Consider the following 12,598-nt stretch of genomic DNA (forward strand, 5'->3'; position numbering starts at 1 on the left):
CGGAGGTGGCACGTAGGCTGTTGATCCATGAACGATGCTGGGGTGCGGCAGCGGGTGGACGGGCGGACCCTACGGGCCGAGCGGACCCGGCAGGCCATCACGGACGCGCACTTCGCGCTGCTCGAGGAGGGGGACCTGCGCCCGACCGCGGAGCGCATCGCGGAGCGGGCCGGGGTCTCCCTGCGCGCGCTGTGGACCAACTTCAAGGACATGGAGGGCCTGTTCGCGGCGGCCGGCGAGCGGCTCATGCAGCGTCAGCGCGCGGAGTTCCGCCCGGTGCCGACGGGGCTCGCGCTGCCGGAGCGCGTCGAGTTGTACTGCGCCCAGCGCGCCCGCCTGCTCGAGCTCATCGCCCCGGCCGCCCGCGCCGCCCGCATCCGCGAGCCGTTCTCCGCGCAGCTTCGCAAGAACCGGGCCTGGTACCTCGAGATCGCCCGCGAGGAGATCGAGACGCTGTTCGCCCCGGAGCTCGCCGCGGCCGGCCCGGGCCGCCGCGAGATCCTCGACGCGCTCACCGTCGCCGCGACGTTCGCCGGCTGGTCGATGTGGCGCGATGAGCTGCACCTGGACGTGGCCGGCGCCACGGCGGTGATGCGCCGCACGGTGACCGCGCTGCTGTCCGCTGGAACGCCGACATAAGTTTCCATTAGACCGCCGTTAAATCGGCGTCCGTGACCCTGATTCGCGTCCCGGGCCTTCTAGTGTCGGTCACGGCTGGGAACAGACGTGATCATGGAGGCCCTGGTGTCAGCGTTCGGCGACGGCGACCCGGACCGGTACGACCCCTACGCCGGGTCCCCCCGTGATCCCTACGCCGGCGGCTTCGACCGACCGCCGGCCTACGGCTTCGACGGCGGGTTCGGCGGCGTGGAGGAGCACACCCCGCAGCACCGCCGCGGCTCCCGGATGCTGCTCGTCGCGCTCATCGGCACATTGGCCCTGATCGTCGTCGGCGCCGTCGCGTTCGCCGGCTCGCTGCTCATGTCGCGCACCTCGCCGCCCAAGCCGCAGACCGCCGCGGCCACCGACGCCAACACCTCGGCCGCCCCCGGTGACCCGCTCGGCTCCGGCGACCCGACCGAGAACGCCACCGCCTCGGCGGCGCCGACCACCGGTGCCGCGCCGACCACGAAGGCCACCACGCCGAAGCCGAAGACCACGACGGCCGGCAACGCGTCCTTCGAGGCGCAGGTCCTCAGCCTCGTGAACGTGGAGCGGCGCAAGAAGCGGAACTGCCCGGACCTGCGCAACAACGACAAGCTGCACAACGCGGCGTACAAGCACTCGGCCGACATGGCCAAGCGCAACTACTTCTCGCACGACACCCCCGAGGGAGTCTCGTTCTCGGCCCGGATCTCGGACGAGGGATACCGCTGGTCGGGCGCCGCCGAGAACATCGCCGCCGGTCAGCCCACCCCGGAGGCCGTGATGCAGGCCTGGATGAACAGCCCCGGGCACAAGGCCAACATCCTGAACTGCTCCTACGTGGACCTCGGCATCGGCCTGGCGTACCAGGTCAAGGGCAACGGGCAGAAGACGCCGTACTGGACGCAGGACTTCGGCACCCCGCGGTGACCCGCGCGCAGACATTGATCGGTACCGAGCGGTAATTTGCCTCGTCCGTCCGGCGGTTGTGCCGCAGCGCAGCGTTGGGCACCGTACACATGGCGCAATGCTCCCTGGCCACGGCGGGTAGCGCGTTGCTCATCGACGTGCCAGACTCACCGCGATCAGTGCTTACGGTGCCCGCGCGGATTACTCATGTTCTGGCCCCCGCGGGTGCGTACAACCCGCTCTTGAATGCTTGGCTGTGTTCCAACAGCAGGGGGTACCAACGTGTTCGCTGCTCCCCAGCGCCGGCGGCTCGCGGCGCTGGCCGCCGCGGCCCTGGTGGGCCTGGGCCTGACGATGGTGGAGGCGTCGCCGGCGGCGGCGGCCGGGGTCGGCTACGTCCGCCTCGCGCACCTCTCGCCCGACACGCCCGCGGTCGACGTCTATCTCAGCTCCGTGACCGGGTCGATCCCGCAGCAGAAGTTCGACGCGGTCGGCTACGGCACGGTGTCCAAGTACCTGCCGCTGCCGCCCGGGACCTACGCGGTGGCGATGCGCAAGAAGGGCGACCCGTCCTCCGCCGCCCCGGTGCTCAGCACCCAGGCGACGGTCGAGGAGGGCAAGGCGTACACCGTCGCCGGCACCGGCAAGTTCGCCGACCTGGGCCTGCGCGTCATCGTCGACGACCTGGGTCTGCCCCAGGACGGCAAGGCGAAGGTGCGCGTGATTCAGGCCTCGGTCAAGGAGCCGGTCCTCGACGTGGCGGTCGCCAACGGCTCCAAGATCGCGGACGGCGTGCAGTTCGCGACGACCACCTCGTACCAGACCGTCGACCCGGGCCGCTGGACGCTGCGGCTGACCCAGCCCAGCTCGGCGAAGTCGGCGACGACGGTGACCGCGTCGCTCAAGGGCGGCGCGGTGTACTCGCTGATCGTCCTCGACGGCAGCGGCGGCCTGACCGCGCAGCTGCGCGTGGACGCCGAGAGCAACGGCGTGCCCGCGGGCGGCGTCGACACGGGCGGCGGCGGCACGGCCGGTGAGCAGTCCGGGATGAGCCCGCTGCTGCCGATCGGCGGCGGCGCGGCGCTCGTGGTGGCCGTGGCCGGCGCGCTGTTCTTCTGGCGGCGTTCGCGGCCGCGGGCTTCGGCGGCCTGACCGTTCGGGTCCGCACGATGGGCAAGGCGGGAAGGGTGGTCAGGCACCGGGCGCTGGGTAGGCGCCCGGACCTGACCGCCACCCGGCGGCGGACGCTGATGCTGATCGGGTGCGTGCTCGCGCTGGCCGCGCCGATGATCGTGGGCGCCGCGATCCTCGTCGGGCGCCGGGCCGAGATCGACGCCGGCCACGCCACGTGGACGGTGCCGCACCAGATCGACCTGGAGCCGCCCGACGCCCCGCCCGACGCGCCGCCGACCCGGCTGCGCATCGCCTCGCTCGGCGTCGACTCGCCGCTGGAGGACCTGCGCCAGGACGCGGCCGGCGTTGTGGAGAGCCCGAAGGTGTACGGCGAGGCGGGCTGGTTTGCCGGCGGCACGTTCCCGGGCGACCCGGGCCCGGCGGTGCTGGCCGGCCACGTCGACTCCAAGACCGGCCCGGCGGTGTTCTACCGGCTGCATGAGCTCAAGCCGGGCGACGAGGTGGACGTGCAGCGCGGCGACGGCTGGCTCACCTTCCGGGTGACGGCGAGCGAGCACTACGCGAAGGCGCAGTTCCCCAGCGCGAAGGTCTACGGCCCGACGCCGGTGCCGGAGCTGCGGCTGATCACCTGCGGCGGGACCTTCGACCAGGCCCGGCACTCGTACCGCGACAACCTGGTCGTCTACGCGGTCCTGCAATAGCGGCGGTCCTGCTAAGAGGAAGAAGTTTAGGGTCGGTGTGCCAGGTCGCCTCGCGGCGATAGGCGCGACACGGCTCCAGCCGAACGGTATTCCGTGAAGGCAGTGTGGTGAGGCCCGGGGACACACAGCACACCGACTCCCTGAACAGTAGCGCGCCGGCCACGCATCGTCCCGTGATCCGGGCATGGTCGACATCACAGCACTCAGATGAGCGCGGCGGCGCGCCACAGTCGCCGTGCCGGCCCAGCGGCTGCCGGCTGTCATCGGCCATGGCCTCGCGCTGGAGCGCGTCGAGGATCTCCCCGGCGATCAGCGCGGCGGCGAAGGTCTGGATGCCGCCGGGCACGTGGCCGGATGTCGGGTCCTGCCCGGTGACGTGACGCAGCAGCATCCGCGGTGGCGTCCGTTCGTCGGACGCGTCGGGCGCCACGTCCGGCCCGTTCCCGGCGGCTGGCGGTCGGCCGGGGGAGTAGGCCGGGCGTGACGCCCGGTTTCGCCGTCTTTGTCTGCGGTGCCGCCGCGCTTCGGCGGGTGGTGCCGCGCCGCGCTTGGGTCGCAATGCTCGAGGCCGGGTGAGGGCCGGCCTCGCGTTCGTTCGTCTCTGCGCTGTTCGGGTCGCGGTGCGGGGTCCGTCAGCGCCCGGCGAGCATCAGGATCCGTCAGCGCCCCGCGAGCAGCCGGTTCACGGCGTTGTCCACGTCGAGGTGGTCGGTCTCGTGCCCGCGGGGTACGACGCTGTACGTGCGGCGCAGGAAGCGCACCAACACGCTGCGTGGCACCTCGAACAGCGCGTTGCCGTCCGGTGAGCTCAGTGCCAGGGCGACGAAGTCACCGCGCGGCCCGTTCCACGGCCAGACCCGCACGTCGCCGATGCCCGCCGGCTCGTCCAGCCCGGTGAACAGCAGCTCACGCGCGAACGACCAGCTCACCGGCTCGCCGCCGGCCGACTCGGCGTGGAAGAGCACGTGGACCGCGTACGGGTCGTTCGGGTCGTAGCGCAGGCTGGCTCGCACCGGCAGCGCGGTCGCGTCGGGCGCGACGAGTCGTAGGGATGTCTCGACCTCGACGGTCGATGGTCGGATAGCGCTCATGTCGTACTCCCCCCGGCACCGCTGCGGAGCATGCCGTGCCCCGCCTCTCCTATGTTGAGGCGATTCCCAGTGTTACGCGTAGTGATTCTACGATCTCACTCTGTAGTGTTTCTGGGCCCGATTTGCCGTCAACCGAACATCCTGCGTGCGATGTCCAGTTTTCTGGGCGCGGTCGGGGTCCTTGACGTGACGTGTGGGCCGTACGTCAATTCATTCCGGTAACGTCCAGTGGTCCATGGGAGTGACGGGTTATCGAGTGAGTGGAACGAGAATTGCGCGGCAGTGAGGTGGATGGGTCGGGCGTTACGCCTGATTCCGGACGCTCTGCCGCCCGCGAGGGTGACTTCCGGCGTGTCGCTGCTGGCTCCGCGACCCCGCCTGGCCCCGCTGAACTGGGTGATTCGCCGGTTTCTTCCCCCTCTTCTCCAGTTGTTGGCTATTCGTCCGTTTTGGCCGGCTGGCGCGATCGGATGCGTCGCGTCCGGGATGCGCTGTTGAGGATTCGGGCCCGTGCCTACACGACCCCGCTCGGCCGGCTCGGGGTGAGGATCGTCGTCGCCGTGCTTGGCACGCTGATCATCGCGATCGGCGTGGTGCTGCTGCCGTTGCCGGGCCCCGGCTGGCTGATCATCCTGGCGGGCCTCGCGTTGCTGGCGATGGAGTTCCGTTGGGCGAAGCGATTGCTGCGCTTCACGAGAGCGCAGTTGCTGCGCTGGACCCGCCTGGTGAAGGAAGGTTCGTGGCTGGTACGGATAGTCTCCGTCGGCGGCCTGCTTCTGGTGGTCGGTGGGGCGTTGGCTGTGTCGCTCGCGATGGTCGCCTGACTCCACATCTGCGATCTTCTGGATCTCCAGGGTGAGTTCTCCCCATCCGGCCGGGGTGGCTCTCCTGCCCGCCGCGCGGCCCGTGATCTGCGCCCGCCGCGTCCAATAACGGCCCCTCGGCTTTACCGATCGTGTGCGTTTCGTGTTGTATGCGTTTCGTGACGTGCCGATTTCGGTACCGGGCGCGCGAAAGGGCTACGGTGGAGGTAATCTCGCCCGAGTCCCCGCGTAGCATGTCGCCAAGTAACTTGTTTGTGTCCGAAAGATACGGCCGGTGCGCTCAGTGCCGAGGTCCGGATCGGTTGCCGTACACATCGGTTCTGTACACCTGGGTACCACCGAGGAAAGGCCACTCATGGCAAAACGCGTCATCCACGAGCTGATCGATGACATCGACGGCAAGCCCGCCGCCGAGAGCATCGTGTTCGCGCTCGACGGCGTGCAGTACGAGATCGACCTGTCCGCGTCCAACGCCGCAAAGCTGCGCGACGCGGTTGCCCCCTTCGTCGCCGCCGCGACGAAGATCGGCCGAGGTGGTGTGGTCGCAACCTCCCGCGGCCGCGAGGTCCGGGGCCGCAGCGTGACCCGCGGCGACCGCGACCAGAACCGCGCGATTCGCGAGTGGGCGCAGGCCAAGGGCATCGACGTCTCCGACCGCGGCCGCATCAAGCAGGACATCGTCGACCGCTACCACGCCGAGGCCGGCCGCTGACCAGGGGTCGCACCGCGGCCGCGTGAGCAAAGCCGCCGGGCCGGGCGCACGAACTCGTTTCGTGCTCCCGGCCCGCTTCTTTTCCGCGCCCGTTCCGGCTTTCGCCGCACAAGGTTTCCGCCCTCTGCCGCCTCGGTTTCCGCCGTCCGGCGCCGGCTCCGCCCGCCTGACCCCGGGCCCGGCTCTGCTTGCGCCCGCCTCGTTTCCCCTGTTCGGCCCGGCTGCCGGCTCGTCGTTCCAACTGCGGGTTCTGCTCGGCCCGGGCTGCCGGCTCGCTGTTCCCGCTGCGGGGTCCCGCTCGTCCCGGCCTTCTCGCTGTTTGTCTTCTCCGCTTTCGGAGCCGCACGTGCTTTCTGCACCGAGCACGCTCCTGCGCGCGGTCGGCCACGCAATGCGCCCGGCGGTCGTCCGCCCAATGTGCCCCGTCCAGCCGTCGCATTTGTTGAGGCCACACGCCCGATTTGCTGCCGCGATGTCCACCGGATTCCCGCGTTGCCCACCGCCCGGTGTTTGCCGCCGGGTAAATATCCGCCCTTCGACCGCTTGGGGCGCCGGGCGTTCGCTTTGGCGATCAAACCGGTAGGCTTTACGGTTCGCTCCCCGTCACATTGCCGGGCCCGTGCCGCTCGCGTTTGCCGGTCGGTCGCTCACGTTTGCCGGTCGCTCCCGGATCGCCATTGCCGCCCCGCGGCGCTCCCCATTGCCGTCCCGCGGCGCTCGCCATTGCCGTCCCGCGGCGCTCGCCATTGCCGTCCCGCGGCGCTCGCCATTGCCGTCCCGCGGCGCTCGCCATTGGCGGCCCGCGGCGCTCGCCATTGGCGGCCCGCGGCGCTCCCCATTGCCGTCCCGCGGTGCTCGCCATTGCCGTCCCGCGGCGCTCGCCATTGCCGTCCCGCGGCGCTCGCCATTGCCGTCCCGCGGCGCTCGCCATTGGCGTTGCCGCCTCGGCGACTTTGCCGGACGCCCGCCATCGCCTTTGCGTCCTCGCCCCCGACTTTGCGCGCGGCCGCCGCGGGCATGACCGCGGTCGGGTCGTCATCGCGCTTAGCGACGCGGCCGTCCGGCCTTCCGCCACGCCACCGTTCGGCATTTCGCCACGCCCCCAATCACGTCGTAAGGTCACACGCGGCGCACTGAAAATGACACCGCGTGGCGACGCTGATCGATCCCGAATGCACCCGCGCGAAACGCAACGACCATCTCCCATGTCCCCGGGACATGCCGAGTTCGCCTCGCCGCCCCTTCGGGCCGCCAGCGCCACCTGCGCCTCGACGGCGCGTCCGCCATGGTTCCCGTGTCACGCCGGACCGCTCCGGCTCCTCCGGTTGCGGCTCGCACGTCGACGCCGCGCGCGGATGCCAGCTCATGCGGCGTGGCCCGCCTGTGCATGTCGGCCGGGGGCCGGAGTGTGGGTGGCCGTCTGTGTGGCGTACGCGCGGCTGGATGCCGCCCCTGCGCGCGCTGCCGGAGGATTCTGCTCGTGCACCAGGGCCGCGCGCGGATGCCAGCTCGTGCGGCGTGGCCCGCCTGTGCATGTCGGCCGGGGGCCGGACTGTGGGTCGCCGTCTGTGTGGCGTACGCGCGGCTGGATGCCGGCCCGTGCGCGCGCTGCCGGAGGATTCTGCTCGTGCACCAGGGCCGCGAGCGGCTGGCCGCCTCTGCGGTGCGGCGGTGGGTGGGCGTCCGTTCGTGCGGCGGCGTCCGCAGACGGATGCCGGGTCCGGTGGCGGCGTTGCGGGCAAACGGCAGCGCCCCGGCCGATGGCAACTCGGCCGGGGCGCACACCCGTCATTCGCCAGAATTCCGGGCCTGGGCTCGCAGAAGTCGGGCCGGGAGATCAGGCGTTGGCCAGCTCGCGCTGGGTGGTCCCGATCTCGATCTTTCGCGGCCGGGCCTTCTCGGCCACCGGAATGCTCAGCGTGAGCACGCCGGCGTCGTAGCTGGCCGCGAGCCGGTCGGTGTCCAGCGCGTCGCCGAGGATCAGCCGCCGGGTGACGGCGCCGGTCGCCCGCTCGGTGACGATGCGGCGAACGCCCTCCCGCTCGGCGCGCTTACGCTCCGCCTTCACGGTCAGCACGTTGCCGTCGACGGTGGCGTCGATGGAGGCCGGGTCAACCCCCGGCAGGTCGATCTCGACGAAGAACGTGTCGCCGTCACGGTACGCATCCAGCGGCGCCGTGCCCCCGGCCCGCACCCCGGCGGTGTTGAAGAACTGGTCGAACGCGTCAAAGCCCCGGAACGGCGCAGTACGAAGCAGCATGTTGGTGAGTCCCTCCCAAAGTTGAGCCCGTGTCGCTCAATCTCTACAACCGGGACTCTGCCCCGCCTCTTCCGCGCCGGAACGTGACATGAGTCACCTCCACTCAACTTTGCGGAGAAGTGCCAGCCCGAGCCCGTCGCCCCTGGCCGCGGCCGATGCGGAGCGGGCGACTCGAAGGCTCCGGACCCGGCGACGGGGCCCTCCGTCGGTGCGGCGGGGCGCGGCCCGCCGCCCGGTGGAGCCGGGTCCGGGCCGGGGCAGGGCGCGGCGCGGCGGGGTGCGGCCCGCCGCCCGGTGGAGCCGGGTCCGGGCCGGGGCAGGGCGGGGTCCGGCGGTCGGGTCCGGCGTCGGACCGGATGCGAGGGCCTGAGGGTTAGAGCCAGCCCTTGGCGTGCGCCACGCCGACGGCCTCGATGCGGTTTCTCGTGCCCGTCTTGGTGATCGCGGCGGACAGGTAGTTGCGCACGGTGCTCTCCGACAGGTGCAGGCGCGCGGCGATGTCGGCAACCGTGGAGCCGTCGGCCGCCTCGCGCAGGACGTCGCGTTCGCGGTCGGTCAGGGGATCCGGGCCGGCGGCCAGGGCCGCGGCGGCCAGGGCGGGGTCGACCACGCGCTCGCCGGCCAGGACGCGGCGTACCGCGGCGGCGAGGGACTCCACCGGGCCGTCCTTGACCAGGAAGCCGCTCGCGCCGGCCTCCATCGCGCGGCGGAGGTAGCCCGGGCGGCCGAACGTCGTCAGGATCAGTACGCGGCAGCCGGGCAGGCGGCGGCGCAGCTCGGCCGTGGCGCTGATGCCGTCGCCGCCGGGCATCTCGATGTCCAGCAGGGCGATGTCCGGGCGGACCTCGAGCGCCGTCGGTACCACCGCGTCGCCGGTCGACACCTGGGCGACCACCTCGAGGTCGGGCTCGAGGTCGAGCAGCAGCGCCAACGCGCCCCGCATCATGCCCTGGTCCTCGGCCAGGAGGACTCGAATGGTCACGCGCCCGCCCCCTGTCCCACGTCGAGAAGATCCAACCCCACGACCGATCCGCGCCGGCGCCCAGGCAGAGCCGCTCCCGCCAGCCGCGGGCCGCGTCGGCGAAACCGGTCACCGTGGGCGGCGAAGCCGCGATGGGAAAGCGGTGCGCGGTTGGCGTGCGGCGTGCGGTCGGAGCGGGGACCGAGGCGGCGGAGCTGAGCGTCAAGGCCGCGGTGGCGGATCTCGCAGGCGACGAAGTATGGCGCGCGGGGGCGGAGGTTGGCCGTCGCCGTGGGCGTGAAGGCCTGCCGGGCCCACGATCGGGACAGCTCGCCGAGCGCGGCCCGCGACTCGCCACCGTGCGACCCGGTGAGCTCCCCGTCCCCGTCACCGTCGAGCGAGATGGTGCGGTGGTGGATGCAAAGGGAGAAAAGGGCGCGGAGAGAAAGAGGGGCGCGGAGGAAGAGAGGGGCGCGGAGAGAAAGAGGGGCGCGGAGGAAGAGAGGGGCGCGGAGCGGCAGAGGGGCGCGCGAGGGGAGCGGGGGCCGCGCGGGGAGAGGGGCGCGGCGGGGGAGAGAGGCGCGGTGGGGGAGTGTCATAGCGGGAGCCTTGCGGTCAGGACGAACCCGCCGCCCGGGCGGGCGGCGGCGTGCAGCGTGCCGCCCGCGGCCTGCAGGCGCTCCGTCAGGCCGCGCAGGCCGTTGCCGGGCGTCGGGGGCGTTGCCGTGGCGGGGAAGTCGCCGTCGTCGGTGACGGTGAGCAGGGCGGCGGCCTCGTCGGTGGTCACCGAGATCTCGCAGTGTGCGGCGTTGCTGTGGCGGACCACGTTGGTCGTGGCCTCGCGCACGACCCAGGCCAGCAGGCGGTCGGCGTCGTCCGGCAGGGGGTCGGCGGTGCGCAGGACGTCGGCGGCGATGCCGGCGGTGGACAGGGCGCCCTTCGCGCGGGTGAGCTCGGCGGTCAGGCCCGATTCGCGGTAGCCGGTGACGGCCTCGCGGATCTCGACGAGGGCGCGGCGGCCGATCTGCTCGATGTCGGCGGCCTGGGCCGCGGCCGCGGCGGGGTCGCGCTCGGCCAGGCGGCGGACGACCTCGGCCTTGACGACGATGACCGACAGCGTGTGGCCGAGCAGGTCGTGCAGGTCGCGGGCGAAGCGCAGGCGCTCCTCGGTGACCGCGGCCTCGGCGAGAGCCTCGCGGGTGCGCTGCAGCTCGCGCAGGACGCTGCCCATCCGGCGCACCGCGGCGACCAGCAGCGAGGACAGGATCGTGCCGACGACCGTGGCGCCGACCGTCCAGACGTCGGCGTGGCGGGTGATGCCGACGAGGATCTGGGCGGTCAGGGCGCCGACGAGGACGGTCATCGCGGCGACCGGGCGCGGGGCGTCGGCGTAGACGGCCATGCCGGCGGCGGCGACGAACAACAGCAGCACGATCCAGTGCTCGCCGTAGGCGAAGGCCAGCGCCGTGCCGAGGACGGCGACCGCGGCGAAGAGGATGGTGCGCGACCGCGGCGAGCCGGCGAAGTCGAAGCCGGCCGCCGCGGTGTACACGTAGACGAGCTCGAACGCGATCAGACCGGCGACGGCGGGCACCGTGTGGGCCTTGCTCAGCGGGTCGATCAGCGCGAACGTCCACACGGCGACCCACACCAGGCCCGGGATCGTCGGCCATCGCCGGATCTTCACGTCGTCCACCTTGTCACGACCCGTCACAGCGCCGCGAGGCTGCGCACCGAGCGGCGGTAGCCGAACACCGCGAGCCCGGCGAAGAGCGCCAGCCACACCGCGAGCGTCGCCACGTCGGCGAGGCTCGGGGCGCCGCCGAACGCGACCCGCCAGGACATGTCGGCGTAGGTGTGCGTGGGCAGCAGCCGGCCGATCGCCGCCACCCAGCCGGGCATGATGTCCAGCGGCAGCCACAGGCCGCCGACGATGGACAGCCCGAGGTACACCAGGAAGTTGAGCGGCTGCGCGGTCTGACTGGTCGCGAGGTAGCCCAGCCCGATGCCGAGCAGCGCGAAGGGCAGCGCGCCGAGCCACAGCAGCGGCAGGATCGCCAGCCACTGCCCGGCGCCCAGGCGCACGCCATTGATGAGCACCGCGGCGCCGCACAGGATGAGCACCGGCAGCAGCGCGGCGCCCATCGCCGCCACGCCCTTGCCGAACACGACCTTCAGCGGCGGCAGCGGGGAGATGCGCAGCTGGCGCAGCCAGCCGATGGAGCGGTCGATGACGAGGCCCGAGGCGTAGTTGAGCAGCGCGCCGATCGCGCCGTAGCCGGCCATCGACACCATGGTGTAGGTCGCCGCCGTGGCCTTGTCCTCGCCGGTGATCGTGTTGATGTTGGTGAACAGCACATAGCTCAGCAGCGGCATGAGCACCGTGAAGATGAGCAGGCCGGGCATGCGCATGAGGCGGCGCAGCTCGAGACGGACGTATGCCCTCATGATCAGACCTCCGCCCGGGTCAGCGCGAGATAGGCGTCCTCGAGGCCGGCGCCGGCGACCTCGATGTCACGCAGCAGGCCCGCCTGCGCGAGGGCGACCACGGTGGCGTCGGGGTCGGTGCTGGTCAGCACGGCGCGCCCGCTGCGCACGGCGAACGCGGCGACGCCGGGAAGCACGGAATAGTCGAAGTCCTGGTGCCGCACGCTCACGGTATGGACGGCGACGCGCCGCTTGACGTCGGCGGCGGTGCCGTCGGCCAGGACGCGGCCGCGGTCGAGCACCACGATGCGGTCGGCGTTGGCGTCGGCCTCCTCCAGGTAGTGCGTGGAGAACAGCACGGTGCGGCCCTGCCCGGCGTAGGCGCGGATCGCCATCCAGAACGCCCGGCGGGCCTCGACGTCGAGCGCGGCCGTCGGCTCGTCGAGGATGAGCAGGTCGGGGCGGCCGATGACGGCCATCGCGAAGCGCAGCCGCTGCGCCTGGCCGCCGGAGAGCCGCTCGACCGTCCGCCCGGCCAGGCCGGTGAGATCGGCGAGGTCCAGCGCCTCGGCGACGGGCATCGGTTGCGAGTACACCTCATGGAGAAACGCCAGCAGATCACCCACGGTCGAGCGTGGCAGCAGCCCGCCCGCCTGCGGCATCGCGCCGACCCGGCCCGCCGCGGCGGCCGCCTGCGGGGTCCCGCCGAAGAGCCGGACGGTGCCGGAGCGCGGCGGCAGCAGCCCGAGCAGCATGAGCAGCGTCGTCGACTTGCCCGCGCCGTTGGGGCCGAGGATCGCGACGACCTCGCCGGCCTCGACGCTCAGGGTGATGTCCTCCACGGCCCGGACACTGCCATACAGGTACGACAGTTTTTGAAGCTCGATGGCGTTCATGCACGCAACGCTATGGACTGCGCGGCGCCGCTCGCAGA

General features: G+C 72.1%; 12 protein-coding genes. 6 read left to right on the forward strand and 6 right to left on the reverse strand.

Annotated elements, in window-relative coordinates; genetic code table 11:
- Positions 1-27 precede the first annotated feature (27 nt).
- The 4 genes from ACQEVU_RS04780 to ACQEVU_RS04795 all read left to right on the forward strand — a co-directional run bounded on the left by ACQEVU_RS04780 (position 28) and on the right by ACQEVU_RS04795 (position 3,389).
- Entirely contained in the window at positions 28-639 is a 612-nt protein-coding gene (locus ACQEVU_RS04780; protein ID WP_433321087.1) for a TetR/AcrR family transcriptional regulator, read from the forward strand.
- Positions 640-732: 93 nt separating this feature from the next.
- Positions 733-1,575, forward strand: coding sequence for a CAP domain-containing protein (locus ACQEVU_RS04785; RefSeq protein ID WP_433334792.1), 843 nt, complete (start codon positions 733-735; stop codon positions 1,573-1,575).
- A 261-nt stretch (positions 1,576-1,836) separates the two neighbouring features.
- Positions 1,837-2,706, forward strand: a complete 870-nt coding sequence (locus ACQEVU_RS04790) for a DUF4397 domain-containing protein (RefSeq protein ID WP_433321090.1) — start codon at positions 1,837-1,839, stop codon at positions 2,704-2,706.
- 35 nt (positions 2,707-2,741) lie between these two features.
- Complete coding sequence (locus ACQEVU_RS04795) at positions 2,742-3,389, forward strand: class F sortase (protein ID WP_433321093.1); 648 nt, start codon at positions 2,742-2,744, stop codon at positions 3,387-3,389.
- A 659-nt stretch (positions 3,390-4,048) separates the two neighbouring features.
- On the opposite strand, the gene ACQEVU_RS04800 is transcribed toward ACQEVU_RS04795, so the two are convergent.
- Positions 4,049-4,480 carry an SsgA family sporulation/cell division regulator gene (locus ACQEVU_RS04800; RefSeq protein ID WP_033356715.1) on the reverse strand — a complete coding sequence of 144 codons (432 nt, stop codon included), beginning with the start codon at positions 4,478-4,480 and terminating at the stop codon, positions 4,049-4,051.
- 470 nt (positions 4,481-4,950) lie between these two features.
- Here ACQEVU_RS04800 and ACQEVU_RS04805 point away from each other — a divergent pair, with 470 nt between their 5' ends.
- Both ACQEVU_RS04805 and ACQEVU_RS04810 read left to right on the forward strand, forming a co-directional pair.
- Entirely contained in the window at positions 4,951-5,304 is a 354-nt protein-coding gene (locus ACQEVU_RS04805) for a TIGR02611 family protein (protein ID WP_433334794.1), read from the forward strand.
- A gap of 355 nt (positions 5,305-5,659) precedes the next feature.
- Positions 5,660-6,016 carry a histone-like nucleoid-structuring protein Lsr2 gene (locus tag ACQEVU_RS04810; protein ID WP_345129114.1) on the forward strand — a complete coding sequence of 119 codons (357 nt, stop codon included), beginning with the start codon at positions 5,660-5,662 and terminating at the stop codon, positions 6,014-6,016.
- Between the two features lie 1,837 nt (positions 6,017-7,853).
- On the opposite strand, the gene ACQEVU_RS04815 is transcribed toward ACQEVU_RS04810, so the two are convergent.
- From ACQEVU_RS04815 to ACQEVU_RS04835, 5 genes are all read right to left on the reverse strand, one after another.
- The gene (locus tag ACQEVU_RS04815; protein ID WP_433321098.1) at positions 7,854-8,276 is read right to left on the reverse strand and encodes an Hsp20/alpha crystallin family protein; all 423 of its coding nucleotides are present in this window, start codon (positions 8,274-8,276) and stop codon (positions 7,854-7,856) included.
- A gap of 373 nt (positions 8,277-8,649) precedes the next feature.
- Entirely contained in the window at positions 8,650-9,258 is a 609-nt protein-coding gene (locus tag ACQEVU_RS04820) for a response regulator transcription factor (protein ID WP_433321101.1), read from the reverse strand.
- Between the two features lie 574 nt (positions 9,259-9,832).
- Complete coding sequence (locus tag ACQEVU_RS04825; protein ID WP_433321104.1) at positions 9,833-10,924, reverse strand: sensor histidine kinase; 1,092 nt, start codon at positions 10,922-10,924, stop codon at positions 9,833-9,835.
- Between the two features lie 23 nt (positions 10,925-10,947).
- Complete coding sequence (locus tag ACQEVU_RS04830; protein ID WP_433321107.1) at positions 10,948-11,685, reverse strand: ABC transporter permease; 738 nt, start codon at positions 11,683-11,685, stop codon at positions 10,948-10,950.
- A 2-nt stretch (positions 11,686-11,687) separates the two neighbouring features.
- The gene (locus tag ACQEVU_RS04835; protein WP_433321110.1) at positions 11,688-12,560 is read right to left on the reverse strand and encodes an ABC transporter ATP-binding protein; all 873 of its coding nucleotides are present in this window, start codon (positions 12,558-12,560) and stop codon (positions 11,688-11,690) included.
- Between the last annotated feature and the right edge of the window lie 38 nt (positions 12,561-12,598).

Source organism: Dactylosporangium sp. CA-139066, assembly GCF_050936175.1.
GTDB lineage: Bacteria > Actinomycetota > Actinomycetes > Mycobacteriales > Micromonosporaceae > Dactylosporangium.